18 protein-coding genes, 1 other RNA gene and 2 pseudogenes are annotated in these 24,205 nt (G+C 67.1%); 14 read left to right on the forward strand and 7 right to left on the reverse strand.

The features are described from left to right. The first annotated feature begins 211 nt into the window (after window positions 1-211). Window positions 212-1,390 (forward strand): MFS transporter, encoded by a 1,179-nt coding sequence (locus WBB14_RS18125; RefSeq protein ID WP_424241054.1) that lies wholly within the window; start codon window positions 212-214, stop codon window positions 1,388-1,390. Between the two features lie 91 nt (window positions 1,391-1,481). Continuing rightward, window positions 1,482-1,871: a transfer-messenger RNA gene (gene ssrA, locus WBB14_RS18130) on the forward strand. 96 nt (window positions 1,872-1,967) lie between these two features. Here ssrA and WBB14_RS18135 read toward each other — a convergent pair. The 7 genes from WBB14_RS18135 to WBB14_RS18165 form a co-directional block, all read right to left on the reverse strand. Then, entirely contained in the window at window positions 1,968-2,378 is a 411-nt protein-coding gene (locus tag WBB14_RS18135) for a Zn-ribbon domain-containing OB-fold protein (RefSeq protein ID WP_424241055.1), read from the reverse strand. A gap of 2 nt (window positions 2,379-2,380) precedes the next feature. After that, window positions 2,381-3,538 (reverse strand): acetyl-CoA acetyltransferase, encoded by a 1,158-nt coding sequence (locus WBB14_RS18140; protein WP_424241056.1) that lies wholly within the window; start codon window positions 3,536-3,538, stop codon window positions 2,381-2,383. A 37-nt stretch (window positions 3,539-3,575) separates the two neighbouring features. Next, on the reverse strand, window positions 3,576-4,715 hold the full coding sequence (locus WBB14_RS18145) for an acyl-CoA dehydrogenase family protein (RefSeq protein WP_424241057.1): 1,140 nt from the start codon (window positions 4,713-4,715) through the stop codon (window positions 3,576-3,578). Window positions 4,716-4,745: 30 nt separating this feature from the next. Further along, window positions 4,746-6,275 carry an AMP-binding protein gene (locus WBB14_RS18150; RefSeq protein WP_424241058.1) on the reverse strand — a complete coding sequence of 510 codons (1,530 nt, stop codon included), beginning with the start codon at window positions 6,273-6,275 and terminating at the stop codon, window positions 4,746-4,748. Window positions 6,276-6,293: 18 nt separating this feature from the next. After that, the gene (locus WBB14_RS18155) at window positions 6,294-7,154 is read right to left on the reverse strand and encodes a MaoC/PaaZ C-terminal domain-containing protein (protein ID WP_424241059.1); all 861 of its coding nucleotides are present in this window, start codon (window positions 7,152-7,154) and stop codon (window positions 6,294-6,296) included. Window positions 7,155-7,205: 51 nt separating this feature from the next. Then, entirely contained in the window at window positions 7,206-8,189 is a 984-nt protein-coding gene (locus WBB14_RS18160) for a Bug family tripartite tricarboxylate transporter substrate binding protein (RefSeq protein WP_424241060.1), read from the reverse strand. Window positions 8,190-8,272: 83 nt separating this feature from the next. After that, complete coding sequence (locus WBB14_RS18165; protein ID WP_013392375.1) at window positions 8,273-9,238, reverse strand: Bug family tripartite tricarboxylate transporter substrate binding protein; 966 nt, start codon at window positions 9,236-9,238, stop codon at window positions 8,273-8,275. A 223-nt stretch (window positions 9,239-9,461) separates the two neighbouring features. Between WBB14_RS18165 and WBB14_RS18170 the strand changes: the two genes are divergently transcribed. The 12 genes and pseudogenes from WBB14_RS18170 to WBB14_RS18225 all read left to right on the forward strand — a co-directional run. Then, window positions 9,462-10,214 carry a beta-ketoacyl-ACP reductase gene (locus tag WBB14_RS18170; RefSeq protein ID WP_424241061.1) on the forward strand — a complete coding sequence of 251 codons (753 nt, stop codon included), beginning with the start codon at window positions 9,462-9,464 and terminating at the stop codon, window positions 10,212-10,214. A 31-nt stretch (window positions 10,215-10,245) separates the two neighbouring features. Beyond that, window positions 10,246-10,734 (forward strand): MaoC/PaaZ C-terminal domain-containing protein, encoded by a 489-nt coding sequence (locus WBB14_RS18175; RefSeq protein ID WP_424241062.1) that lies wholly within the window; start codon window positions 10,246-10,248, stop codon window positions 10,732-10,734. After that, window positions 10,731-12,860, forward strand: a complete 2,130-nt coding sequence (locus tag WBB14_RS18180; protein ID WP_424241063.1) for an acetate--CoA ligase family protein — start codon at window positions 10,731-10,733, stop codon at window positions 12,858-12,860. Before WBB14_RS18175 ends, WBB14_RS18180 begins: the two co-directional genes overlap by 4 nt. Before the next feature lie 45 nt (window positions 12,861-12,905). Beyond that, window positions 12,906-14,060 (forward strand): acyl-CoA dehydrogenase family protein, encoded by a 1,155-nt coding sequence (locus WBB14_RS18185; protein WP_424241064.1) that lies wholly within the window; start codon window positions 12,906-12,908, stop codon window positions 14,058-14,060. Window positions 14,061-14,109: 49 nt separating this feature from the next. Continuing rightward, window positions 14,110-14,847 (forward strand): IclR family transcriptional regulator, encoded by a 738-nt coding sequence (locus WBB14_RS18190; RefSeq protein ID WP_424241065.1) that lies wholly within the window; start codon window positions 14,110-14,112, stop codon window positions 14,845-14,847. A gap of 31 nt (window positions 14,848-14,878) precedes the next feature. Continuing rightward, window positions 14,879-16,009, forward strand: a complete 1,131-nt coding sequence (locus tag WBB14_RS18195) for a CaiB/BaiF CoA transferase family protein (protein WP_424241066.1) — start codon at window positions 14,879-14,881, stop codon at window positions 16,007-16,009. 62 nt (window positions 16,010-16,071) lie between these two features. Then, window positions 16,072-16,899 (forward strand): enoyl-CoA hydratase/isomerase family protein, encoded by an 828-nt coding sequence (locus tag WBB14_RS18200; protein ID WP_424241067.1) that lies wholly within the window; start codon window positions 16,072-16,074, stop codon window positions 16,897-16,899. 3 nt (window positions 16,900-16,902) lie between these two features. Beyond that, the gene (locus WBB14_RS18205; protein ID WP_424241068.1) at window positions 16,903-18,459 is read left to right on the forward strand and encodes a class I adenylate-forming enzyme family protein; all 1,557 of its coding nucleotides are present in this window, start codon (window positions 16,903-16,905) and stop codon (window positions 18,457-18,459) included. Between the two features lie 295 nt (window positions 18,460-18,754). Further along, a pseudogene (wecB, locus tag WBB14_RS18210) lies at window positions 18,755-19,909 on the forward strand (non-hydrolyzing UDP-N-acetylglucosamine 2-epimerase). Window positions 19,910-19,937: 28 nt separating this feature from the next. Further along, window positions 19,938-22,151 carry a hypothetical protein gene (locus WBB14_RS18215; RefSeq protein ID WP_424241069.1) on the forward strand — a complete coding sequence of 738 codons (2,214 nt, stop codon included), beginning with the start codon at window positions 19,938-19,940 and terminating at the stop codon, window positions 22,149-22,151. 12 nt (window positions 22,152-22,163) lie between these two features. Continuing rightward, window positions 22,164-23,867, forward strand: coding sequence for a glycosyl transferase family protein (locus WBB14_RS18220; protein WP_424241070.1), 1,704 nt, complete (start codon window positions 22,164-22,166; stop codon window positions 23,865-23,867). After that, a pseudogene (locus tag WBB14_RS18225) lies at window positions 23,864-24,205 on the forward strand (NfrA family protein); the annotation flags it as partial. The gene WBB14_RS18220 and the pseudogene WBB14_RS18225, both read left to right, overlap by 4 nt.

Genomic DNA, 24,205 nt, shown 5'->3' on the forward strand with positions numbered 1-24,205 from the left:
GCAAGGCATGCGGGTGCTTCCCAATTGCCTTTTCCGGCTCATGCCGGAGGTTGCGGACACTGCTGCCCGCCGCCATTGATCTCACGCATCGGCGCCCATCGGCCCCGACGCAATTGCCCGGCACTCATGCCGGCGCACCCCTGACCTTTTTTTAGACCGCCCACACCGCCGCCCGCGCGCCGCCATCCAGCGCCGCGCCAGAGGAATGCCTATGCTATTGCCCATCCTGTTACTTTCCGCCGCCGGTTTCACCATCCTGACGACAGAGTTCCTGATCATCGGGCTGCTGCCCGGCCTGGCCCGCGACCTGAACGTCACCGTATCCCAGGCCGGCCTGCTGGTCTCGCTGTTCGCCTTCACGGTGGCGGCGACCGGCCCGCTGCTCACGGCGCTCATGGCCAACATCGAGCGCAAACGCCTGTTCATTGGCGTGCTGGTTCTGTTCGGCCTGTCCAACGCCCTGGCGGCTGCCGCGCCGAACATCTGGGTCATGGCCGTGGCGCGCCTCTTCCCTGCCCTGGCCCTGCCGGTGTTCTGGTCGCTGGCCAGCGCCACGGCGGTGGAACTGGTCGGCCCGGCACGCGCTGGACGCGCCATTTCCATGGTCGCCTTCGGCATCGTCGCGGCCACGGTGTTCGGCATCCCCATCGGCGTGCTGATCTCGGACGCTTTCGGCTGGCGCGCCGCCTTCGGCGTGCTCTCGGCGGTGGCGTTTGCCAAGGCGCTGCTGTTGCTGTTCACCTTCCCCAGCACCCGCATCCGCGCCGACAGCGTCAAGCTCGTCACGCAGCTGCGCATCCTGCGCAACCCCATCGTGGTGGGCCACGTGCTGTTGTCGCTGCTGGTCTTCACCGGCATGTTCACCGCCTACACCTATCTGGCGGACATGCTGGAGCGGCTGGCCGGCTTCAACGGCCAGATCGTGGGCTGGACCATGATGGCGTTCGGCGCGGTCGGCTTGATCGGCAACACTCTGGGCGGGCGCATGGTGGACAGCAGCCCGTTGGGCGCGACCGCCCTATTTTCGGCGCTGATGGCGGCCGGACTGGCGGCGGTCGCCCCCGTGATGCAGTCGCATGGCCTCTTGGCCGTGGCGCTCGGCGTCTGGGGCATCGCGCAAGCCGCGCTCTTCATCGTCTGCCACGTGCGCCTGATGAAATCCGCTCCGGAAGCGCCGGCTTTTGCCGCGTCCCTGAATATTTCGGGCGCCAATACCGGCATCGGCCTGGGCGCCGTGGTCGGCGGGCACGTCATCGACAACTACGGACTGGCCTCGTTGGGCTGGGCCGCCGCCGTCATCGTCGCCATTTCCGTGATCCTGGCCTTCGTGCTGATGGCGGCTTCGCGCCCGCGCCGGGAGCCCAAGGCGGTCTGCGCCAACGCAGCTTGAAGGACCTGCTGTATCGTCCGCGCCACGCCCGGGCAAGGCGGCGCGGGCGGTGCAGCAGGCTATGGCGTTTACCAGTACAATAGACGTTCTTGGGGCCGATCCGGATTCGACGTGGGTCGCGAAACAACTCAGGGCATGCCGAGCACCAGTTCGCTCGTTAAACCACTGGAAACACTACAAACGCCAACGACGAGCGTTTCGCTCTCGCCGCTTAAGCGGTGAGCCGCTGCACTGATCTGTCCTTGGGTCAGGCGGAGGAAGGCAACTTCCTAGGGGGGTAACCCTCGAACCGCAGCAGCGACATTCACAAGGAATCGGTTTGAACTGGGGTCACACGGTTCAAATTTAAATTACGTGAATCGCCTTGGTCCGGCCTGTCGGTTGGCTAAGTCCAAGGTTAAAACTAAATAAATCGACTACGCATGTAGAACTGATTGCAGAGGGCTTGCGGACGGGGGTTCAATTCCCCCCGGCTCCACCAAATACCGCAAACGCAAGACTAAAACCGGTCCGACTTCCAGTCGGACCGGTTTTTTCTTTTTGCGGAAGGCAAGATCACCAGGCTCCCTCGCAGCGCTCAGGCTTCCAGCCTGAACTGCGGCAACGTCATCTCGTCCGACACCCGCTCGAAACACACCCGCACCCGGCTGCCTATCCTGACCGCCTCGGGCGAGCTGTCGACGATGTTGGCCATCATGCGCACGCCTTCGTCCAGATCGATCATGGCGACGACATAAGGCACCTTGTCGCTCAGGGCCGCGTTGCTCGGCCGCCGATTGATGGTGTAGGTGTAGACCGTGCCCTGGCCGCCGCACTCGATCCACTCGATGCTGTCGGACAGGCAGGCCGTGCAGAACTCGCGCGGGTAGAACTGGCGCGTCTTGCAGCAGCCGCATTGCTGGATGACCAGGCGGTGTTCCTTCGCCGCATCCCAATAGGGCTGCGTGATCCGGGTCGGTTGCGGCAGCGGGCGTTGGGCTAGTTCCATGGTCAGACTCCGAGTATCAGGGTGGTGTTGCAGGAAAAAACCAGGCCGGGCGCATGCACCAGGGCCAACTCGGCGCGGGGCAGCTGACGCTCGCCGCATTCCTTGCGCAATTGGTGCACGGCTTCGAGCAGCAGCAACATGCCGAACTGGCCGGGATGGTTGTAGGACAGGCCGCCGCCGGAGGTATTGATGGGGAAGCCGCCTCCGGGAGCCAGGCGTCCATCAGCCACGAAGGCGCCGCCCTCGCCGCGCTTGCAGAAGCCCAGCTCTTCCAGGGACTGGATCACGCCGATGGTGAAGTGGTCGTAGATCTGCACCACGTCGATGTCCGCGCGCGTGACGCCGGCCATCGCCAGCGCGGCGTCCGCCGTGCGCGCTACATCGGTGTCCAGCCAGTCCGCCGTATTGAAGGGCGTGTAGTGGTGCGAGAAGGATTCAGCGATGCCCATCACGTAGACCGGCGGCCGCTTGAGCTCGCGGGCGCGGGCCGCGGACGTGATGATGACGGCGCCGCCGGCGTCGGTCACCAGGCAGCAATCGCGCTGGCGCAAGGGATCGGCAATCATTTTGGAAGCCATGACTTCCTCGATCGAGGTGTCCTCGCGCCGGTAAGCCTTGGGGTTGAGCTGCGCCCATTTGCGCGCCGCCACCGCCACTTCGGCCAGGTCCTTGTGGGTGGTGCCGTAGCGCTGCATATGCAGTTGCGCCACCATCGCGTAATAGCCTATGGGGCTCAACTGGCCATATGGCGTGATGAACTGGCCGCGCGGCAGGCGCATGTCCTCGGGCGTACCGCCCACCTTGCGCGTGCCGTCCGACAGCTGGGTGCTGCCGTAGGCCACCAGCGCCACTTCGCACATGCCGGCCTCGATGGCGGCCATGGCGTGGCGGATGTGCATGACGCTGGACATGCCGCCCACGCTGGTCGAATCCACGTAGCGCGGCCGTATGCCCAGGTATTCCGCCAGATGCAGGCCGGCGAACTTGTCGTCCACGTGCGCGAACACGCCGTCGACGTCCTGCAACTTCAAGCCGGCATCGCGCAACGCGCGTGCGGCTGCCTGCGCCTGCAGGTCCAGCGAGGTCATCCCGGGTACTTTTCCCAGGTCGGATTCGGCGGCGCCGACGATGGCGACCGATTTCGAGAGATGCTTGCTCATGTAGGGATCTGTTCCTGTCGAAGTCGAAGAAGAAGGTTCAAAGCGTGCGGGCGATCAGCTCGCGCATGACCTCCGAAGCGCCGCCGTAAATCCGGTTGGGCCGCACGTCGGTGTACGCGCGGGCGATCGGGTATTCGCGCATGTAGCCGTAGCCGCCATGGAACTGCAGCAGGTCGTCGATGGCGCTGGTGGCTTCGGACGCCCACAGCTTGGCCATGGCCGCGCCGCCAGCATCGAGTTCGCCGTCCAGGTATTGCTGCACGCAGCCGTCGACGAAGGCGCGGGTGGCGGCGGCCAGGGTCTTGATGTCGGCCAGCTTGAAACGGATGTGCTGGTTGTCGATCAGGGCACGGTCGAAGGCGCGCCTGTCCTTGGTGTAGTCCACCGTCCATTGCAGCGCGCTCTCCAGCGCCATGGCGCAGCGCACCGCGATCATCAGGCGCTCGCGCACCAGTTCCTTCATCAGGTAGCCGAAGCCCTGCCCCGGCTCGCCCAGCATGTCCTCGTCGGGCACGAACATGTCCTGGAAGAACAGTTCGGCGGTGTCCTGCGCCTTTTGCCCGATCTTGTCCAAGAGGCGTCCGCGCGTGAATCCGCGCGTCGCGGTGTCGACCCAGAACAGGCTGATGCCGCGCGCGCCGGCGGCGGGATCGGTCTTGGCCACCACCAGCACGCGGTCGGCATGGAAGCCGTTGGTGATGAAGGTCTTCTGGCCGTTGATGACGTAGCCGCCCTGCACCCTGGCCGCCGCGGTGCGGATCGCCTTGACGTCGCTGCCCGCGCCCGGCTCGGTCATGGCAATGGACGCCACGATGTCGCCCTGCGCCATGCCGGGCAGGTCGCGCAGCTTCTGGCGCTCGCTGCCGAAATTCAGCAGGTAGGGCGCGACGATGTCGGAATGGGTGGTGAAGCCGGTAACGCCGGTGGCCAATGCGCGGGCGATCTCCTCCACCACGATGATGGTATGCAGGAAATCGCCGCCGCCCCCGCCATATTCCTCGGGCGTGCTGGGCAGCAGGATGCCCGCCGCGCCGGCCTTGCGCCACAGGTCGCGCGGCACCAGACCTTCCTGTTCCCATTGGTAGTGGTGGGGCGTGATTTCATCCGCGATGAAGCGCGCCACGGTGTCGCGGAACAGTTCATGGTCCGCCGAGAAAAGCTTGCGCTGCCGGTTCATGCCGTCTCCTGATCTGTCATGGTGGGCCGCCTAGGCTTGCGGCCAGTAGCGCTGCTTGACCAGCCGCTTGAGCAGCTTGCCGGTCTCGGTGCGCGGCATGTCGCTGGAAAAGTCCACGCTCTTCGGGCACTTGATGGGCGAGATCCGGTCGCGGCAATATGCGATCAGCTGCTGCGCCAGGTCGGAGCTGGCGGCGGCGGGATCGCGCAATTGCACGACTGCCTTGACCTCCTCGCCGAACTCCGCGTTCGGCACGCCGACCACCGCCACGTCGGCCACCGCGGGATGCGTGCTGAGCAGGTTCTCCGCTTCCTGGGGATAGATGTTGACCCCGCCCGACACGATCATGTTGGACAGGCGGTCGGTCAGGTACAGATAGCCGTCCTGGTCCAGATAGCCGATGTCGCCGTAGGTGGCCCAGCCGCGTGCGTTGTAGGCGCCGCGCGTCTTGTCCGGATCCTTGTGGTATTCGAAGGAGCCGCCGCCGGAAAAGTAGATGACGCCGGGCTGCCCCGCAGGCAATTCGCTCAGCCCGTCCTCGCTCACGATGTGGGCCTGGCCGAACTCCGGCCGGCCCACCGAGCCGCGGTGCGCCAGCCATTCCTCCGAGCCCAGCGAGGTGCGCCCCACAAGTTCCGTGCCGCTGTAGTACTCGTACAGGATCGGCCCCCACCACGCGATCATGGCTTCCTTGACGTCGACCGGACATGGCGCGGCCGCATGCACCGCGTAGCGCAGCGAGGACAGGTCGTGGCGCGCACGCGCTTCCTGCGGCAGGCGCAGCAGGCGGATGAACATGGTCGGCACCCATTGCGAATGCGTGACGCCGTAGGCGGCGATGGCCTCCAGCGCCGCGGCCGCGTCGAATTTTTCCATCATGACGCAGCTGCCGCCCGCGCGCAGCGCCGCCATGTTCCAGCGCACCGGAGCCGCGTGATAGAACGGCGCGGTGGACAGATAGACCGTGTCGCGATCGAAGGCCTTCCAGGCGCTGCTGGGCGCATCACCGACGCGGAAGTAGCGGTTGGCCACTGACAGCGGGCGCTTGATGCCCTTGGGCAGGCCGGTGGTGCCGGACGAATACAGGAAGTCCGTGCCTTCCGGGGTTTCCGGCAGGACCACGTCATCGGCATGGCGCCCGGTCCAGGCCTCGTACGGGATTGCGCTGGCGTCCGCGCCGTCCATGCAGACGCGCAGCACGCCGCGCGCATCCAGGCTGTCCGCATCCGTTTCGGCCTGTGTGTGGCTGGAATAGAACAGCACGCGCGCGTCGCAGTTGTCGATGATGTAGCGCGCCTCTTCGCGCTTCAGGTGGCGGCTGATGGTGGTGTAGTACAGGCCGACACGATGCGCGGCCCACAGCAGTTCGAAGAAGCGCGGATGGTTTTCCAGGAACACCGCGATCACGTCGCCGGCCTGCAAGCCGGCGTCCAGCAGGGCCGCCGCGCATTTGCGGCTGCGCTGTTCCAGCTCGCGCCAGGTCACCGTGGTTCCGGACGGAATCATGCGATAGGCGATGCCGTCGGGCATCTCCCGGGCATGGTCTTCAAGTGCAGACATGAGGACTCTCCAATTTGCTCAATGCGCCAGGCTGGCGGCGCCGTTGCTCAGCACCACCGTGCCGCGCTCGTGAGCCAGTGCGCGGAATTGCAGGCCGTCGCCGTCGCGCCAGATCTCCACGCGCAGCGTTTCGCCCGGAAAGAAAGGCGCGGAGAAACGCGCGGCGATGGCGCCCAGACGTTGCGGCGCCACGGGTGTGCAAGCCTGCAGCAAGGCGCGCGCCGCCATGCCGTAGGTGCACAGGCCATGCAGGATGGGCCGGTCGAAGCCGGCCTCGCGCGCCATGTGCGGCAGCGCGTGCACCGGATTGAGGTCACCGTTCAGGCGATAGAGCAAGGCCTGCTGCGCCAGCGTGGACAGCAGCACGACCTGGTCGGGCTCGCGTTGCGGCGTGGCCGGCAGGGCTTCGGGCGCTTCGTCGCCCCGGCCGAAGCCGCCATCGGCGCGGCAGAACGACACGTGCTCCACCGTGGCCAGCGGCGCGCCGATGGCGGCATCCGAAATATCGCGCACGGTCACCACCAGCGCGCCCTTGCTGGCGCCTTTGTCCACCACGCGCGTGACGCGGGTCTGGCTACGCACCGCGCCGGCCGCGGCCAGCGGCGCATGGAAAGTCATGCGGTGCTCGCCGTGCAGGATCTTCACCCAGTCTATGCCGGTGGCCGGATCCGCCGCCCAGCCGTTGGGCGCGCCTATGGTGGCCAGGAAGGTCGGCACCACGGCCGTCCCTTCTTCATGCACGTAGCGCAGTTCGCCTTCGTTGGCCGGATCGCTGCCGTAGCCGAGTCCCAGCGCGTAGATCATGCAGTCTCGCGCGCTGTAGCGGTCGACGCGGTCCTCGAATTTCCAGTTGCGCAGGTTTTGATAATCGATTGCCATGGATCATGCCTCCCTGTGCATGCTGGCGGCATCCAGCCGCCAGCATGCGGCTCATTCCGCCTTGATGCCGGCGGCCTTGATGATTTTTTCCCAACGGTCCTTTTCCGACCGGATGAAGCTGTCGAACTCGGCCGGCGTGCCGCCCAGCGGAATGCCGCCCTGCTGCGCCAACTGCTTCCTCACTTCGTCGTCAGCCAGGACCGCGTTGAGTTCGGTGTTCAGGCGCGCGACCACGGCCGGCGGCGTACGCGCCGCGACCAGCACGCCCAGCCAGGCTCCGACGTCGACATCGGGGTAGCCTTGCTCGGCCAGCGTCGGCACGTCGGGCAGGACCTGGCTGCGCTCGCGGGTGGTGACGGCCAGCGCCCGCAACCTGCCGGCCTTGACCAGCGGCGCCACGGTGATCACGTTCTCGACCGTGAAGTCGACCTGGCCGGCGACCAGGTCATTGGTCGCCGGCGCCGCGCCCTTGTAGGGCACGGTCACCGCGGTGAAATCCAGGCGGTTCTTCAGCAGCTCTCCGCCCAGGTGACCCGACGTGCCGATCATGGACACCGCCATGGACAGGTTGCCCTGCTTCTTGCGGGCATAGTCGCGGAACTCCGCGAGCGTCTTGACCGGGGCGTTGGCGTTGACGACCAGCGCGTTTGGCATGGTGATGATGCGCGCCACCGGGGCGAAGTCGGACATCGCATACGGCAGCTTGCTGTACAGCGTGTAATTGACCGCGTTCGGCCCGCTGCTGCCCATGACCATGGTGTAGCCGTCGGGTTCGGCGCGCAGCATGCTCTGCATGCCCAGGATGCCGGCCGCGCCGGGCACGTTCTCCACCACCACTGGCTGCCCCAACCGTTCGGACAGCTTCTTGCCGACTATCCGGCTGGTGATGTCCAGGATCCCGCCCGGCGAACTGGGCGCGATCAGGCGCAGCGGTTTGTTCGGATAGCCATCGGCCGCGCGCGACATCTGCGGCAGGGCCAATGAGGTCATCAGGCCGGCCAGCACTGCCAGCGCGACTCGCCTGCGTGTGTTCATGTGTGTCTCCTGATAGTTCTGTGTGCCGCGGGCTTGTGGCGCCCGCTGTTGCGAATCCGCCGGGGCGGACCCGTTACCGCGCATCAATCCACCTTCATGCCGGTGGCGTCGACCACGCCCTGCCACTTCTTCACTTCGGACTTCAGGAAGGCGCGGGCCTCTTCGGGGCCGCCGGTCAGGGGCCGGGCGTAGATCCGGTCCATGAACTCCTGCACGTCGGGCTGCTTGTTGATGTCGGCCACGGCTTCGGCCAAGGTTTTCAGCACCGGCGCCGGCACCTTGCCGGGAGCGGCCATGAAATACACCGCTTCGACGTCATAGCCCTTGAGACCGGCCTCCTCGATGGTGGGCAGGTCCGGCATCGCCTTCATGCGTTCGCGCCCGGTCACGGCCAATGCCTTCAGCTTCTTGGACTGCACCAGCGGAATCGCGGTGGAGACGCTGCCGAACATCATGTCCACGGTGCCCGACATCAGGTCCACTTCCGCCGGCGACACGCCCTTGTAGGGGACGTGGGTCATGTCGACCCCGGCCATGACCTTGAACAGTTCGCCCGCCAGGTGGATGGACGAGCCCATGCCGGCCGAGGCGAAGGTCAGCTTGTTGCCGCCCGCCTTGGCCTTGCGGATCAGGTCGTCGACGCCCTGGATGTTGGAGCCGGGCGGCACCACCAGAATATTCGGCGTGGACGCCACCATGCCGATGGGCATCAGGTCGCGCTCCCAGTCGTAGGGGTTGCGCTTCATGGCGGCGTTGGCCGCCACGTAGTTGGCCGCCATCGCGATCGTGTAGCCGTCGGCTGGCGCCTGCGTCAGCGCCTGGATCGCGATGTTGCCGCCGGCTCCCGGGCGGTTTTCCACGATGAAAGTCTGGTTGAAACGTTCGCCGAGCTTTTTGGCGTACAGGCGGGCAAGCAGGTCGGTGGCGCCGCCGGGCGCGAAGCCCACGTACACCCGCACCGGCTTGTCCGGATAAGCATCGGCCCCGCTGGCTGCTCCGACGGCAGCCAGGCTCAGTACCGCGGCCAACAATCCCTTCAACATTGCCATGAGTCGATCTCCTGCTGTTTTTAGAGATAGGGGAATGCCGGGCCAACTTAATCCGACATGCCGAACAGTATAACGATGTGCCGATATCAATTGTCAATATTTCCGGTGATGTGTATATTCGTTCGGAACCTCGGAAAAATTTAAACCCGCCAGGCGCAGTCTCGAAATATCGGATTTCGGGCTCGGGGCGCCTGGCATCATCAGCTACAGAAGGGGAATGGAGATGGACCTGCAACTCACCGGTAAAGTCGCTGTCATCACGGGTTCCGGCCGCGGCATCGGCTATGCGTCGGCGCTGGCACTGGCGCAGGAAGGCGCCCGGATCGTCATTACCGACATCAACCCCGAATCGGTGGAGCAGGCGGTCGGCAGCCTGAAACAGGCCGGCCACGATGCCATCGGCGCCGTGCTCGACGTCTGCGATCCCGACCAGGTCCAGACCATGGCCGAACTGGCCGCGCACAAGTTCGGCGGCATCGACATCCTGGTCAACAACGCCGGCTTCACCCGCGACAAGTACCTGCTCAAGATGCCAGTGGAGGATTGGGATTCGGTGGTGGACACCATCCTCAAGGGCGCCTACTACTGCACCAAGGCCGCCCTGCCCTCCATGATGGAAAGGAAGTGGGGCCGCGTGATCAACATCGCCTCGCGCGCGCACTGGGGCAATCCCGGCCAGACCAACTACTCGGCCGCCAAGGCCGGCCTGATCGGCTTCACCCGCGCGCTGGCGCTGGAGCAAGGCAAGTTCAACATCACCGCCAACGCCATCGCCCCGGGCCTGATCGAAACGCCGCTGGTGCGCGGCCTGTCCACCTACGAGACCCTGCGCGCCAACGCGCTGGCGCGCCAGCCGGTGCCGCGCCTAGGCGCGGTCGAGGACATCGCCAACGCCGTGGCCTTCCTGGCGTCCGAGCGGTCCTCCTTCATCACGGGCGAGCTGCTGCACGTGACTGGCGGCCGCTACGCTTCGTAAGACGCCTCTCCACTCCGGAATCCGATCAGCCATGCAAAGCGCAAGCCCAGCCAGCCAGTCCCCGCATCCCATCCAGCAGCCCCTGGAAGTCGGCCACAGCTTCGAGTCCGCCGGCCGCACCATTACCGAGAGCGACATCGTCAACTTCGCCTGCCTGTCCGGCGACTTCAACCGCCTGCACGTAGACCATGAATACGCCAGCGCCACGCCCTTCGGCCAGCGCATCGCCCACGGCCTGCTGGTGCTGTCCGTGCTGTCCGGACTGACCACCCAGTCCAGCGGCTACCGCCAGCTGGAGCCCTATGTACTGGCGCTGATCGACATCAATTGCCGCTTTCCCAAGCCCACCTTCATCGGCGACACCATCGTGGTGCGCGTGACGGTGACGGAGAAGGCCGGGCAATACCGGCCCGGCAAGGACAAGGTGGTGTTCCGGCGCGAAGCCGTCAACCAGCGCGGCGAGGTGGTGGTCCAGGCCGATTTCGCCATGGTGCTGCGGTCCATGGAGGACGCGGCATGAAACCGTTCGCAGACCTGACCCGCTTCACCAATCCGCGCAATATCGCCGTGGTCGGCGCCTCCGCCCGCGAATCCAGCCAGGGACGCCGCCTGTACGACAACCTGGTGCAGCATTCGTCGGTGCCGGGCGAGGTGTACGCAGTCAATCCGGCCTATCAGGAGATCGGCGGCCGGCCCTGCTGGCCGTCCATCAGCGCGTTGCCCGAGGTCGGGATAGACGTGGCCCTGATCATGATCAACGCCTCGCTGGTGCTGGATTCCCTGCGGCAATGCGCGGCGCGCGGCATTCCGTTCGCCGTGGTCATGACCTCCGGCTTCTCCGAAGCCGGCGAGGAAGGCCAGCGCCTGGAACGCGAGATCGCCCAGTTGTGCGAAGCCACCGGCCTGCACGTCTACGGACCGAACTGCCCTGGCTTCGTCAATGTGCGCGACCGCCTGGGCATGACCTTTTCCCCCGCCTTCAAGGACGATCTGAACACCGGTTCCATCGGCCTGGCGACCCAGGGCGGCGGACTGGGCCGCAACCTGCTGCAGGGCCTGTCCTTCGGCCAGGGCGTGGGCCTGTGGTTTTCCGCCGGCAACGAGGTCGACCTGGAGATTCCGGATTTCATCGCCCACATGGCGAACGATCCGCAAACCAGCGTGATCGCCTTGCTGATGGAAGGCGTGAAGAATGGCAGGCGACTGACGGCCGCGCTGGAGCTGGCGCGCGCCCGCAACAAGCCGGTGGTGGTGCTGAAAGTGGGACGTTCCGAAGCCGGCGTGCGCGCCGCGCAGTCGCACACGGCGTCGGTGGCCGGCACGGCCGCCGTCAACAGCGCCGTGTTCCGCCAGTTCGGCGCGATTGAAGTGGATGACCTCGACCAGCTGCTGGCCGTCTCACGCTTGCTGACGCGCATTAGCCCAAAAAGCGGCAATGGCCTGTGCATCTATACCTTCTCGGGCGGCACCGCCGCGCTGGCCGCCGACATTGCCGGCGCCGCCGGCTTGCCGATGGCAGCGTTCGCGCCCGAGACCAAGGCCGCCTTGCGCAAGCTGTTGCCGGATTTCGCCAGCATGGACAATCCGGTCGACACCACCGCCGACATCCTGCGCAACCCCGAGGCTTCAGCGGCCTGCCTGCGCGCGATATGCGCCGACCCGGCGGTGGGCACGGTGCTGTTCCCCATCCCCATGGACTACGGGTCCATCACCGACGGCATGGCGCAGGCCATCGCCACGGTGGCGGCCGAAACCGAAACCCTGATCGTCCCCGTCTGGATGAGCCGGCGCCTGGGCGGCGGCTTCCAGCTGCTGGAAACGGCCGGGCTACTGCCCTTCCTGTCCTTGTCGGACGCGATCGCGGCCCTGTCCAAAGCCATACCGTGGCAGCGGCCGGCAGGCGGGACGGCTGCCGTGTCCAGGCGCGCAGAGGGCGCCGTCGCGCAGGCCCGCATGCTTAGCGAAGCCGCGGCCAAATCCTTGCTGCGCGAAGCCGGCTTGCCGATTCCTGAGGGGCTGGTGGTCGCCAGCGCCGAGCAGGCGGCCCGCGAGGCCGAGCGCCTGGGCTTTCCCGTGGTGATGAAGGTGGTCAGCGCCCAGATCGCGCACAAGACCGAAGCGGGCGGGGTCAAGCTGGGCATCTCCAGCGCCACCGCAGCGCGCGAGGCCTACGCCGCCATCCATGAGTCGGTCGCGCGCCATCACCCCGACGCCGTCATCGATGGCATCCTGGTGGAGCGCATGCTGCCGCCAGGCGGGCGCGAGGTGCTGGTCGGCGTGCATGGCGATGCGGCCTTCGGCCTGGTGCTGACCTTCGGCCTGGGCGGCATCTTCGTCGAAACCATCCGCGACGTGGCCCACCGCATGGTGCCGCTGTCGCGCGACGATGCGCGCGCCTTGCTGCGCGAGATCCGCTACGCCGAAGTGCTGCACGGCGTGCGCGGCCAGGCGCCCGCCGACCTCGCGGCCCTGGAAGACCTGATCCTGCGGGTCTCGGACTTCGCCTGGAGCCGCCGCGACGCCTTGCAGGAAATGGAGCTCAACCCGGTCTGGGTCGGCGCCGAAGGACAAGGCGCGATGCCGCTGGACGCGCTGATCGGGTTGCGAGCCGACGCCGATCCCGGCCTGGAGCAGCGCCTGCAATGACCACCGCCGGATTTCTCTCTTCGACCATACCCGCCTAGGACCCGCATGGACTTCTCACTGGACTCCACCCAGATCGAATTGCGCGATTCGCTGCGCCGCTACCTGACGGCCGAAGTCGCGCCCATCGTCAACCGCTACGAGGCCGAAGCCCGCGTGGTGCCGCAGGAGATGGTCCGCGCCATGCGCGACTTCGGCCTCCTGGGCGGCATGCTGCAGGAAAAAGACGGCGGCTATGGCTTGCCGATGACGACCTACGGCATGCTGATAGCCGAGCTGGCGCGCGTCTGGCCGTCGCTGCGCAGCATCGTCAGCACCAGCAATCTCGCCGCCTCGGTGCTGAGCGACGGCGGCTCGCCTTATCTCAAGGAAAAGTACCTGCCGCGCGTCCTCTCGGGCGAGGCGATCGCCAGCTTCGCGCTGAGCGAACCCAACATCGGCTCCGACGCCGCCAATGTCGAAACCCGCGCCGTCGAAACCGCCAGCGGCTGGCGCGTCAATGGCCGCAAGCTCTACATCAGCCTGGGCACGGTGTGCGAGCTGGGCGTGGTGTTCGTGCAGACCCAGCGTCATAGCGGCGAACGCGGCGTGTCCTGCCTGCTGTTCGAGCGCGCCATGCCCGGCTTCTCATCCAGTCCCATCGACAAGATGGGCATGCTGAGCTGCCCGCTGGGCGAGCTGCTGTTCGAAGACGTGGAAATCCCCGCGGCCAACCTGATCGGCGCCGAGGGCAAGGGCTTCGCGCTGGCCAAGAAATACCTCAACATCGGCCGCTGCGTGGTGGCGTTCTCGGCGCTGGGCATTGCCGAGGCGGCCTATGAGGCAGCGGTAAAATACGCCGGCGACCGGGTCCAGTTCGGCCGGCCCATCGGCGGCTTCCAGCTGGTCCAGCATATGATCGCCGACATGATGACGCTGGTCGAAACCTCGCGCCTGCTGTGCTGGCGCGCCGCCGACGCGCTGGACCGCAATGCCGCCGACAGCCAGATGCTATGTTCGATGGCCAAGCGCCACGCCACCGACGCCGTGCTGCGCGTGGCGGAGCTATCCATGCAGGTGCATGGCGGCGCGGGCTACACCACGTTGTTCCCCGTCGAGCGTCATTACCGCGACGCCCGCCACCTGAGCATTGCCGAAGGCACCAACCAGATCCAGGCCCTGCTCATGGCACAGAGCGTACTGGGCATTTCCGCGTTGAAATGACCGATTACGCAACCGCCCGGGCCGGCTCCCCACTCAACTCCGACATCCTATGCCGCAAATCCTCCCTACCGCACAGCGTGTACTGCAAGTCTTCGAAGTCTATGCGCGGGAACGCCGTCCCCTGACGAATTCGGAAATGGCGCGCTTTCTCGATCTTGCCGACAGCAGCTGCTCGGACCTGCTCTACACGCTGCGCCAGGCCGGTTACCTGCTGCGCACGCCGAAATCGCGCTACTTCCACCCCACAGGCAGGCTGCTCGACGTGGCCCAGGGCATCTCGGCGGCCGACCCGCTGCAGTCCTTCGCTTCGGAAGCGCTTGAGATCCTGACGCGCCAGTCGGGCGAATCGTCGATGTGCGGCTTGCTCGACGGCAACAAGGTGAAGATCTACGCCAGCCAGGAGAGCCCGCGCGCCTTGCGCTACGTGGTGAAGGCCGGCACCACCTTCGACCTGCAGGCTGCGGCATTGGGCAAGGCCCTGCTGGGCGAGATGGACGCGGTGGAACGCAATGCGCTCATCGATACGCTGCCGTTCGAACACGTCACGGCCAGCACCATCACCAACCCCGATACCTTGCGCGCGCAGATCGAATCGCAGCTGCCCAAGCACTACTTCAACAGCCGCGACGAAGGCAATGAAGGCGTATCGGCCGTCGGCATTGCGGGGCGCGTGGGCGGGCAGCTGACCGCCCTTTCCATCGTCGGCCCGACCCACCGCATGGACGCCAACATGGAGCAGTACGTCCAGATCATCCTGGACGCGCGCGCCGAATTCTTCGAATCCTGAGAACCCGATACATCATGGAGTGACGATAGACATGGCTGGTCCCCTGAGCGGATTTACGGTGGTGGAAATGGCCGGCATCGGGCCCGGCCCCTTTTGCGCCATGATGTTGGCGGACATGGGTGCGGACGTGATCCGCATCGACCGGCTGGCGCCCGGGTTCCTGGGCGGCGGCGGCACCCTCATCGACCGAGGCCGCCGCACGATCGCGCTGGACCTCAAGAAACCCGGCGCAACCGACATCGTGCTGCGGCTGCTGGACAAGGCCGACGCCCTGCTGGAAGGTTTTCGGCCAGGCGTCATGGAACGGCTGGGCCTGGGGCCCGACGAGTGCCTCGCGCGCAACCCGCGGCTGGTGTACGGCCGCATGACGGGCTGGGGCCAGGATGGCCCGCTGGCGCAGGCTGCGGGCCATGACTTGAACTACATCGCCATCACCGGCGCGCTGCACGCCATGGGACATGCCGGGCTGCCGCCGGCGCCGCCGCTGCATCTGGTCGGCGACATGGGCGGCGGCGCCATGATGCTGGCCTTCGGCGTGCTTTGCGGCCTGCTCGAGGCCGGCCGCACGGGCCGGGGCCAGGTGGTGGACGCGGCCATCTGCGACGGCGCTTCCTTGCTGGCCAGCGCCTACCACGGCAAGCTGCAAGACGGCAGCTGGATCAACCAGCGCCAATCCAACATGCTGGACGGCGGCGCCCACTTCTACGGCTGCTATGCCTGCGCGGATGGCAAGTATGTCTCCATCGGCGCCATCGAACCGCAGTTCTATCGCCTGCTGCTGGAGCTCTGCGGCATCGACGACCCGCACTTCCAGCAGCAATGGGAGCGCGCGCAATGGCCGCAGCTGCGCGCCAAGCTGGCCGGCATCATTGCCGGCAAGACCCGCGAGCACTGGTGTGCGCTGCTCGAAGGCACGGACGCCTGCTTCGCGCCAGTGCTCGACTTCGAGGAAGCGCCGCGGCACCCCCACCATCAGGCGCGCGGCAGCTTCATCGAAACCGGCGACAACGTGCATCCCGCCCCCGCGCCGCGCCTTTCGCGCACGCCGGGACAGGCCGGCACCGTACCCGCGCCCGGCGCGCACACGCAAGAATTGCTGGCGGAACTGGGCCTGGCGCAAGCCGAAATCCAGGGCCTGCGCGAACGCGGCGCCATCGCCTGACGGCACGCGGCAGCTTGCGGCCAGGCCCGCATGGCGCGGCCTGGCCATCATGGAAGGCAGACATGGAGACCGATACGATGCAAGTCATCTCTAGCGAGTTCAAGACCCTGCTCTATGCCGTGGAAGGCGGCGTCGCCACCATCACCCTGAACCGTCCCGCCCAGCGCAACGCGCTGGACATGGTCATGCGCGAAGAGCTGGCCCACCTGGTAGGCACGATCCGGCGCGACCGCGGCGTGCGCGTCGTGATCCTGGCCGGCGCCGGCGGCGCCTTCTGCTCGGGCGGCGACATCGCCACCATGGGCTCGGGCGGCTCCGCCGAAGAAGCGCGCGAGCGCATGGCCGGCCTGCTGCAGACGATAGAAGGCCTGATCACGCTGGACCGTCCGGTGATCGCGGCGGTCGACGGCCCGGCCTATGGCGCCGGCCTGGGCCTGGCCCTGACCGCCGACCTGATCCTGGCCTCGCCGCGGGCCCGCTTCTGCCTGTCCTTCCTGCGGCTGGGCGCCATCCCGGACTGCGCCACCATGTACACCCTGCCGCGCATGGTGGGCCTGCAACGCGCCAAGGAACTGGCCTTCTCCACGCGCGAGTTCCAGGCCGACGAAGCGAAGGAGATGGGCATCGTGTTCGAGATCCAGCCGCAGGAACTGATACACGAGCGCGCGCGGCAGATCGCGCTGTCCATGGCCGAACTGCCGATGGCGGCGCTGGCGATCACCAAGCGCGGCTTCAACGCTTCGCTCAACAGCGACCTGAACGCGATGCTGGACCTGGAGGCTGCCGGCCAGGGCGTGGCCCGTTCCACCGAGTACCACCGCGAGGCGGCAGGCCGCTTTCTCGACAAGGTGGCGCAACGCTTCCAATGGCCGGCGGCGGATGCCCGATAGGCCATGGCCCATCTGATCGATTTCTTCGAGCGCGGCCTGCGGATGTCGGCTGAAGCGCCGTGCTTCGCCGAACCTGGCGGCCGGGTCCTGGACTACGGCACGGTGGCCGGTCTGTCGCACCGCATCGCCAACGGCCTGCACGCGGCCGGCGTCGGCCCGGGCGACAAGGTCGGACTGCTCAGCCCCAACCATCTGCTGACGTTCGTGGCAGTGCTGGGCATCGTCCGCTCCCGCGGCATCTGGCTGCCCGTCAATGCGCGCAACAGCATCGAGGAAAACCTCTACGTGCTGGCGCGCGGCCACTGCGCCTTCCTGTTCCTGCACAGCAGCTTCGCCGCCGACCTGGACAAGATCCGAGCCGCCCTGCCGGGCCTGAAGGGCCTCATCATCATCGACGGCCCGCTGCCGCAAACGCCCGGGCTGGAGCAATGGGCCGCCGCCCAGAGCGCCGCGCCGGTCGAACCCGAGGCGCGCGCCGACGAGGTGGTGGCGATACGCGGCACCGGCGGCACCACCGGCATGCCCAAGGGCGTACTGGTCACGCATCGCATGTATGCCACCCTGCTCGCCAACTGGTTCGCCGCCATGCCCGTGCGCGAAACGCCCGTGCATCTGGCGGTGGCGCCGCTGACCCACGCGGCGGGCATGGTGGCCTTCGCCACGCTGGCCTATGGCGGCGTCAACCTCGTGTTGCCGTCAGCGCGGCCGGAAGCGATTCTTGAAGCGCTGGAACGGCACCGCGTGACCCAGCTGTTCTGCCCGCCCACGGTGATCTACCGCCTGCTGGCACACCCCGACGCGCGCCGCTGGCGCTACGACTCGCTGCGCTACTTCGTCTATTCGGCCGCGCCGATGTCGGCGGCCAAGCTGCAACTGGCGCTGGACGTATTCGGGCCGGTCATGGTGCAGTGCTACGGCCAGGCGGAAGCGCCCTTCACCTGCACCACCATGACCATCGAAGACCATGTCGCCGCCCTGCAGTCAGGCGCCGCACACCGGCTGGCCAGTTGCGGACGCGCCGCCCCCTTCGCGCGGGTCGAGGTCATGGATCCGCAGGGGCGGCTGCTTGGCCCCGGCGAACGCGGCGAAATCGTGGTCCAGGGCGACCTGGTCATGCCCGGCTACTACAACAACCCCGAAGGCACCGCCCAGGCCCTGCGTGACGGCTGGCTGCACACCGGCGACGTCGGCTATCGCGATGCGGAGGGTTTTTTCTATATCGTCGACCGTATGAAGGACCTGATCATCTCGGGCGGCTTCAACATATCGCCGGGCGAAATCGAACAGGTGCTGTGGGCACATCCGCTGGTCAACGATTGCGCCGTGATCGGCGTGCCGGACGACGACTGGGGCGAAGCGGTCAAGGCCATCATCGAACTGAAGCCCGGCGTCCAATGGAACGCGGATGAAGCCATCGCCTATTGCCGGTCGCGGCTGGATGGCATGAAGACGCCCAAATCGGTGGAGTTCCGCGACGAACTGCCGCGCAGCCAGGTCGGCAAGGTCTTGAAGCAGCAACTGCGCGAGCCTTACTGGGTGGGGCGAGACCGGCGCGTGTAGACGCGCGAGGCAGCCGCTACGGGCGGCCGAAGCGCTGTGCTGTTGCGGCCGGGCGACAACGCGTCCCCCACGCCAAGGTAACGACTGGTTGTGGAGCCCCTGCTTCCTGCCTCGCACACATCCTGCACCATTTCCCGGCGGCGTTATGCATCCAGGCACATTGCCCGATGGCGACCGTAAGCATGCATTTCAAGAACCACGGACCAGAAGGAAATAATTCGTCACATATTACGAATACTTTCAATCCATAATCTACGCAAGAAAATGCCACCGGCGTAGGGGGCCCGCTCTTGTGATGAAAGTCCTTTCCATATTCGGGACCCGTCCCGAAGCGATCAAGATGGCGCCCCTGGTGGCCGCGCTGCAAGGCGAACCCCGGATCCAGAGCGTCGTCTGCGTGACGGGCCAGCATCGCGAGATGCTGGATCAGGTAATGGCCCTGTTCGATCTGCGGGCGCAGCACGACCTGGACATCATGGTGCCCAACCAGACGCTCAACGGCCTGTACGCGCGGCTGATCAGCCGGGTGGACAGCGTGCTGGAGGCGGAGCAGCCCGATTGCGTGCTCGTCCATGGCGACACCAGCACCGCATCGGCCTGCGCGCTGGCCTCTTTCCACCGCCGCGCGCGCATCGGCCACGTCGAAGCCGGCCTGCGCACCGGCGATCTGGCCAAGCCCTTCCCCGAGGAAATGAACCGTCGCGTGGTCGACGCGGTGGGTGACTGGCTGTTCGCGCCCACCGCGCAATCGCGCGCTAACCTGCTGCGTGAAAACCTGTCGGGGCGCATCACGGTCACCGGCAATACCGTGATCGACGCGCTGGCCCTGACCTGCGGCAAACTCGCGCCCGAAGGCGCGCTGGCGCAGTAGCTGGCGGCGCGCTACGGCTGGCTGGATCCGCAGCGCCGCCTGCTGCTGGTTACCGGGCACCGGCGCGAGAGCTTCGGCGACGGTTTCCGGCATATCTGCGCCGCCCTGGCCGAACTGGCCCGGCGCGAGGATCTGCAGATCGTCTATCCCGTGCACCTGAATCCGCAGGTGCGCAACGTGGTGATGGCGCAGCTGGACGGCCTGTCGCGCGTGCACCTGATCGCCCCGCTGGATTACCTGGACTTCGTCTGGTTCATGCAACGCGCCTACCTGATCCTGACGGATTCGGGCGGCGTGCAGGAAGAAGCGCCCTACCTGGGCAAGCCGGTGCTGGTGATGCGGGACGTCACCGAGCGCCCGGAAGCCGTGCAGGCCGGCACCGTGACGCTGGTCGGCACCGACACGCAGCGCATCCTGGCCGAAGTAAACCGCCTGCTCGACCACCCGGAACTACACGCCTCTTTCTCGCGCCGCATCAACCCCTACGGCGACGGCCTCGCCAGCCAGCGCATCGTCGACGCGCTCTGCGGCCGAGCCGTAACCGAGTTTTCGCCTCAAGCACAGGCTGCGGTCCGCTAGCCGCCCCCCTGCCCCCCTCGGAGCCTCCATGCACCCTGCCCCCCATTCCCACGCCGCCCGCACCCTCTGCCGCGCCCTGATCGCCGCCGGGTTGCTGCTCCCCTTGGGAGCGATGGCCAGTCCCGCGGGCGACGCCTTGCGGCGCTTGCTGGGCGACGACTGGGTCACGCGCGACACCAGCCTGGAAGACCTGGGCATCCGCGAGCCCGTGGTGCTGAGCAACAGCGACGCGCGCCAGGAGTTCTACCTGCCGGTGCCGCGCGGCGTACCGATAGCCGACGCCACGCTGGACTTCGACGCGCGCTACATCAAGGGCGAACCGGGCCGCGCCAGCATGGTGCTGTGGGTGGACGGCGTGCCGCAGACGGCGCAGCGCATCGCCGACGGCGAGGGCTCCGCCACGCGCAAGCTGAACGTGGAACAGCGCGTGCGCGACACCGGCTTCGTGCGCCTGGCGGTGGACTGGCAATCGGAAATCGCGCAGCGCCAATGCGAGAGCAACCGCGCCACTGCCAACGCCTTGATGGTGTCGCCGCGCACGCGCCTGAGCTATCGCTACGACGCCTCGGCCATCGGCAGCCTGGACGAGGCCTGGAGCACGCTGCCCGGCAAGCCCGTGCTGATGGTGGCGGGCGCCAAGCTCGACCAACAGGCCTTCGACAGCGCCTGGCGCATGGGCGTAGCCATGGAGCGCAGCGGCAAGCGGGTCGCGGTGCGCGCTTTCCCGGCCGTGGGCGACGAGATCGACACCCGCGGCCTGCAGGCCCCGAACGGGCTTGGACAGGTGCCTGCGTTCGCGGCCCTGGCAGGCAATGACAAGCACAAGCTGGCCAGCCCCGCCGAAATCGGCGCGCTGCTGGTCATGGGAGCCCCGGCGGTCAGCGGCGACGTGGTGGTCGCGGACGCCGCGCTGCGCGCCCGCTACACCGAGGCGCTGGACGCCTTGCAGGCGCAATTGGCACAGGACGCCGACGCCGCGGAGGCCTTCAAGGCATGGCGCCAGCGGCGCATGCCCTTGGCGGGCCAGGATCTGCCATCCAAGGAAATCCGCCTGGCGCCGCTGGGCAAGCAGGCGGTGATCGCGGTGGCCGCCGATGCCGGCGCGCAGGGCGCGGGCGCCTTCGACACGGCCTGGCGCCGCATCCTGGTCACGCGCCAGGCGCAGGTCAAGGCGGCCGAGCCGCCGCAGGCCTCGGGCGAGGATGGCATGCGTTTGACGGCGCTGGGCGGATCGTCCGCCAGCTTCGACGTGGTCGCGCGCGGCGACTGGAACGCCACGTTCGCGCTGGCCGCCGTTTCCGCCGACGGCGGCATGCCGGACGAACTGGTCATGGACCTGGCCGCCGCGCCCGGCGCCTCCGCGACCCGCCCGGTCGCCTCGGTGTTCTGGAACGGCATTCTGCTGGCCGCCAAGCGGATGGATGCCGACGGCCATCCCGAGCGCCTGACGGCGCGCGTGCCCGGCTATGCCCTGGGCCTGACCAACGCGGTGCGCGTCACCTTCCAGCGCCAGCCGGTATCGGTGGACTGCAACGAAATCCCGCAAGGCTATCCCGTCAACGTGCTGCCCACCAGCTATGTGAAGCCGGGCCGCGCGCAGCCCGATGGCACCTTCGTGGGACTGTTGCCGATGTTGGCCGGCAGCCCCCAGTTGCTGGTCCCGGACACCTATCTGGCCGATGCGCCCGCCAGCCTGCAACGCATCATCGGCATCGCCACGGCCAGCGGCGTGTCGGCCACGCGCGCGGCGCTGTCGCTCACGCCGGCGGGCCAGACGGCCAAGCCCGGCGGCCCCTTCCTGGCGATGGAAGTCGCCGTGGACGGCGCCAAGCCCATGGTCAAGGTCACCGACCGCAAGCAGCTGACGGTGGACGGCAAGAACGCGCCCTGGCTGGACATTTCCGGCCTGGATAACCTGAGCACGGCCGAAGTGGTGCGCGCCGGCGGCCAGGACGGCCTGCTGTGGCACACGCTGGGGCAGCGCCCGGCCATGCCGCAGACGCCCTTCGTGCTGAACCGCGGCAACATCGCCATCATTGGCGCGGCAGGGCCGCTGGCCTGGATCGACAGCGCCAACCCCGCCGCCGGCCAGCCGCCGGGCGCGGGCGCGAGCGCCTTCTTCGAGTGGCGCAACTACCTGTCGTGGAGCGTGCCGGCCCTGAGCGTGGGCCTGTTGATCCTGCTCCTGATCCTGATCGCCGCCTTGCGCGTCAGCCGCAGGAAGAACAAGGACAGCAAGTAATCCGGAGGCGCCATGTCCTCGCTTTACTGGCCCTACCTCATCGCCGACTACTACCGCGGCCTGGAGATCGTGACGGCGGTGGTCGGCGTCATCATCCTGCTGTCCAGCCTGGACGACCTGTTCATCGACGGCTGGTTCTGGCTGCGCGAACTGCGCCGCGGGCTGACGGTCAAGCGCCAGTACGCGGCGCTGACCGCCGAGCAGCTGCGCGCCAAGCAGGAACAGCCGCTGGCGATCATGGTGCCCGCCTGGCTGGAGTACGACGTGATCGCGCCCATGCTGGAAAACATGGTGTCGACGCTGGAATACAAGAACTACATGATCTTCGCCGGCACCTATCAGAACGACGAGCGCACGATCAAGGAGGTGGAGCGCATGCGGCGCCGCTACCGCCAGCTGATACGCGTGGAAGTTCCGCACGACGGACCGACCTGCAAGGCCGACTGCCTGAACTGGATCGTGCAGGCCATCTTCGCGCAGAACGCGCTGCAGCCCGTGCCCTTCGCCGGCGTGATCCTGCACGACAGCGAAGACGTGCTGCACCCCCTGGAACTGAAGTACTACAACTACCTGCTGCCGCGCATCGACTTCATCCAGCTGCCGGTGACCTCGCTGGAACGGGAATGGCATGAGCTGGTCGCCGGCACCTACATGGACGAGTTCGCCGAGTGGCACACCAAGGACCTGGTCGTGCGCGAAAGCCTGTCCAGAATGGTGCCGTCCGCCGGCGTGGGCACCTGCTTCTCGCGCCACGCCCTGGAGGTGCTGGCGGCGGAGACGAACAACCAGCCCTTCAATACCGACACGCTGACCGAGGACTACGACATCGGCGCGCGGCTGGCCCAGCGCGGCATGCGCCAGATCTTCGGCAAATTCGAGGTCGAGTACGTGACGCGCCGCCGCGCCTGGTTCGGCCTGGGGCGCGAGAAAGTCTCCGCCATCAAGATGCCGTTGGGCGTGCGCGAATACTTCCCCAACACCTTCCGCACCGCCTACCGGCAGAAGGCCCGCTGGACGCTGGGCATCGGCCTGCAAGGCTGGCAGCAGGTGGGATGGACGGGATCGCTGGCCACCAGGTATCTGCTATTCCGCGACCGCAAGGGCCTGTTCACCTCGTTCATCGCAATCCTGGCCTATCTGCTGCTGGCCAACTTCTTCCTCTTCTACCTGGCCGACCGTTTCGGCTGGTGGAAGGTTTACTACCCCTCGTACTTCCGCCCTGGCGGCTGGCTGGTGACGCTGATGTGGCTGAACGCCGGGGCGCTGCTGCTGCGCGTGGTGCAACGCGCGTATTTCGTCGGCCGCATGTACGGCTGGGAACATGCCCTGCTGTCGATGCCGCGCATGATCGTCGGCAACTTCATCAACGCCATGGCGGCGGCGCGGGCCTGGCGCCTGTTCATCGGCCACCTGATCACCGGCAAGCGGCTGGCCTGGGACAAGACCATGCATGACTTCCCGTCCACCGACCAGTTGGCGCAGCAACGCCAGCGCCTGGGCGACCTGCTGCTGTCCTGGCAGGCGATCGACCACCAGATGCTGGAACGGGCGCTGGAGATCCAGGCGCGCGAGAAGCGGCCGCTGGGCGAAATCCTGATGGAACAGGGCTGGCTCGACGAAAAGACGCTGCACGAAGCCTTGTCGTTCCAGCAAGGAGCCCCGACGCAAACCGGACACCCCGCGGACCCGCTATCGCACAGGCCCTCTCCTCCATGACCGTCAATTCCCGTACGCTGGCTTTCAGCGCCCTGCTGTTATGCGTGGCCACGGCCCCCGAAGCCATCGCGCAAGCTGCTGCCGCAGCCGAACGTCCGCTGGAAGGCGACGCCTACCAACTGGCCGACCAGGCCTACAAACAATACGACGCCGGCCATTACGAAACCGCCCAGGTCATGGCGGAGAACGCCATCCGCTTGCGGCCCGACGTGGCCCGCCTGCGTCTGCTGCTGGTGTACGCCCTGGAAAAGCAGGGCAAGCGCCAAGAGGCCGCGCGCGCGGCCGACGCGGCCATCGCCGACGGCCTGGACACGACCGAACTGCGCCAGGCCAAGGCC

Origin of the sequence: Achromobacter sp., assembly GCF_049647645.1 — a bacterium.
Classification (GTDB): Bacteria; Pseudomonadota; Gammaproteobacteria; order Burkholderiales; family Burkholderiaceae_B; genus Achromobacter.

Excerpts from the sequence above, each read along its gene's own strand:
- WBB14_RS18220 (WP_424241070.1), top strand. The coding sequence starts at position 22,164 with ATGTCCTCGCTTTACTGGCCCTACCTCATCGCCGACTACTACCGCGGC.
- WBB14_RS18140 (WP_424241056.1), bottom strand. The coding sequence starts at position 3,538 with ATGAGCAAGCATCTCTCGAAATCGGTCGCCATCGTCGGCGCCGCCGAA.
- WBB14_RS18180 (WP_424241063.1), top strand. The coding sequence starts at position 10,731 with ATGAAACCGTTCGCAGACCTGACCCGCTTCACCAATCCGCGCAATATC.
- WBB14_RS18190 (WP_424241065.1), top strand. The coding sequence starts at position 14,110 with ATGCCGCAAATCCTCCCTACCGCACAGCGTGTACTGCAAGTCTTCGAA.
- WBB14_RS18135 (WP_424241055.1), bottom strand. The coding sequence starts at position 2,378 with ATGGAACTAGCCCAACGCCCGCTGCCGCAACCGACCCGGATCACGCAG.
- WBB14_RS18145 (WP_424241057.1), bottom strand. The coding sequence starts at position 4,715 with ATGAACCGGCAGCGCAAGCTTTTCTCGGCGGACCATGAACTGTTCCGC.
- WBB14_RS18170 (WP_424241061.1), top strand. The coding sequence starts at position 9,462 with ATGGACCTGCAACTCACCGGTAAAGTCGCTGTCATCACGGGTTCCGGC.
- WBB14_RS18165 (WP_013392375.1), bottom strand. The coding sequence starts at position 9,238 with ATGGCAATGTTGAAGGGATTGTTGGCCGCGGTACTGAGCCTGGCTGCC.
- WBB14_RS18125 (WP_424241054.1), top strand. The coding sequence starts at position 212 with ATGCTATTGCCCATCCTGTTACTTTCCGCCGCCGGTTTCACCATCCTG.
- WBB14_RS18205 (WP_424241068.1), top strand. The coding sequence starts at position 16,903 with ATGGCCCATCTGATCGATTTCTTCGAGCGCGGCCTGCGGATGTCGGCT.
- WBB14_RS18200 (WP_424241067.1), top strand. The coding sequence starts at position 16,072 with ATGGAGACCGATACGATGCAAGTCATCTCTAGCGAGTTCAAGACCCTG.
- WBB14_RS18195 (WP_424241066.1), top strand. The coding sequence starts at position 14,879 with ATGGCTGGTCCCCTGAGCGGATTTACGGTGGTGGAAATGGCCGGCATC.
- WBB14_RS18185 (WP_424241064.1), top strand. The coding sequence starts at position 12,906 with ATGGACTTCTCACTGGACTCCACCCAGATCGAATTGCGCGATTCGCTG.
- WBB14_RS18175 (WP_424241062.1), top strand. The coding sequence starts at position 10,246 with ATGCAAAGCGCAAGCCCAGCCAGCCAGTCCCCGCATCCCATCCAGCAG.
- WBB14_RS18215 (WP_424241069.1), top strand. The coding sequence starts at position 19,938 with ATGCACCCTGCCCCCCATTCCCACGCCGCCCGCACCCTCTGCCGCGCC.
- WBB14_RS18150 (WP_424241058.1), bottom strand. The coding sequence starts at position 6,275 with ATGTCTGCACTTGAAGACCATGCCCGGGAGATGCCCGACGGCATCGCC.
- WBB14_RS18160 (WP_424241060.1), bottom strand. The coding sequence starts at position 8,189 with ATGAACACACGCAGGCGAGTCGCGCTGGCAGTGCTGGCCGGCCTGATG.
- WBB14_RS18155 (WP_424241059.1), bottom strand. The coding sequence starts at position 7,154 with ATGGCAATCGATTATCAAAACCTGCGCAACTGGAAATTCGAGGACCGC.